General features: G+C 34.5%; 1 pseudogene. It reads left to right on the top strand.

Features of this window, described 5'->3' with window-relative positions:
* Window positions 1-396: 396 nt before the first annotated feature.
* A pseudogene (locus QUA40_RS29230) lies at window positions 397-1,270 on the top strand (DUF4277 domain-containing protein); the annotation flags it as partial.
* Window positions 1,271-1,723 lie beyond the last annotated feature (453 nt).

Below are 1,723 nucleotides of genomic sequence, written 5' to 3'. Positions count from 1 at the left end.
ACTTGCCCAGCCTGCTAGATTTAAAAATAGTCTAAACTTTCTCTAATAGCACAAAATTATTTTGCAAGAGGTCTAATTATGAACTGTATTTTAGACTAACTACAGATGAGAACCGTGGCTTTCAGAAGAACTAGATCCACCGCGCCGGGAGAGAATGAGGGTGAAAAATAGGCTCTTCCGTAGTTACCGCTGCTCATTTTTTAGGAAAATGCTAAAAAAGTAATGCCCGTATTTCAAACCCACATTCCGCAGATATTCAGACAAATTTAATAATTTTAAATTTGGAGGCATGAAACCCTGAAATAAATACCTAGCAAAAATTTCAAGTTTTGCTAAAATTAGATAATAGAGTCAGCAACATAGGTGTAAAAAATCATGAATTAGCCCCAAAACGAAATTAAAGTCCTCAACATAGACCATTTAGGAATAATAGCCGGAATTATCGATGAAATGGAACTTGTAGAATTAGTGAATCAACAAGTGGGTATCAAATCAAAAGAGATGCTAACTCCTAGACAAATAATGAAAGCGATGATTTTGAATGGAGTAGGTTTTTTGAGCGGCCATTTATACTTATTTGAGCAGTTTTTTATCGGCAAACCAACAGAACATCTCATTGGATAAGGAGTATTACCATCACATTTAAATGATGACCGACTAGCCAGAGCATTGACAAATATTATGCAGTAGGCACAACACAACTATTTACAGCAATCGCCATAAAAGCCGCCGAAAAATTTCAAGTAAAAATGAATAGCATACATTTGGACGGAACTTCAATGTATGTGCATGGGGAATACGCAAAGCCGTCAGAAAAATGAGTCTATTCAGTCAAGATTGAGGGAGAAGTGAAAAATCCAGAATCCGAGCCTGAATCAGACATGAAATCCATAGAACTCAAACATCGATATTCGAGGGATCATCGACCAGACCTCAAGCAATTTATTAGACCTCTTGCAAAAAAAATATGTGTTATCCTTAAGAGTTTGCTCAACTTTAGGTCAAACTTTGAATTATTGCGTTGATTGGCATCTCCTTAAACTTGCCCAGCCTGCTAGATTTAAAAATAGTCTAAACTTTCTCTAATAGCACAAAATTATTTTGCAAGAGGTCTATTATTGACATGATTTGTACAGGAGATGGAGACATACCATTATATCTCAAAATAGACTCAGGAAATATCGATGACAAAAGTGTGTTTGTAGATCGATTAAAAGAATTCAAAAAATCCTGGAAATTTGAAGGTGTCAATGTAGCAGAAAGTGCCTTATATACCAAAGATAATATCATCGCCATGAGAGAAATGAAATGGATAACTAGAGTTCCTTTAAGTATAAAATTAGCTCAGGAAAAAATCTTAAATATCGAAGACAACCAATGGATCGACAGTGAAATATCAAGAGATAAAATGGTCGAAAAATCAAGTTATCATGGAGAAATTAAGCAAAGATAGTTAATCGTAGAATGTGAAGCGAGGAAAAAATCAAGTATTAAACAAGTAAATAAGCAAGTAGAAAAACAAAAAGAAAAAGTATCAGCCGCTCTCCGCAAGCTATCCAAACAAACTTTTGCTTGTGAACCAGATGCTAAAATGGCTCTAGAAAAATTATCAAATTCATTCAAATATCATAAAATCAACAATATTCAATAGACCTCTTGCAAAAGTCATTCTAAAAGGTTGAGTTCATAGTTATAGATGCCTGCAATCAGGTTGAAGCGTAAA

Source organism: Microcoleus sp. Pol11C3, from assembly GCF_036701485.1.
Taxonomy (GTDB): Bacteria; Cyanobacteriota; Cyanobacteriia; order Cyanobacteriales; family Microcoleaceae; genus Microcoleus.
The sequence above is the reverse complement of the archived record's forward strand: the minus strand, read 5'-3'. Positions and strand labels throughout refer to the sequence as shown.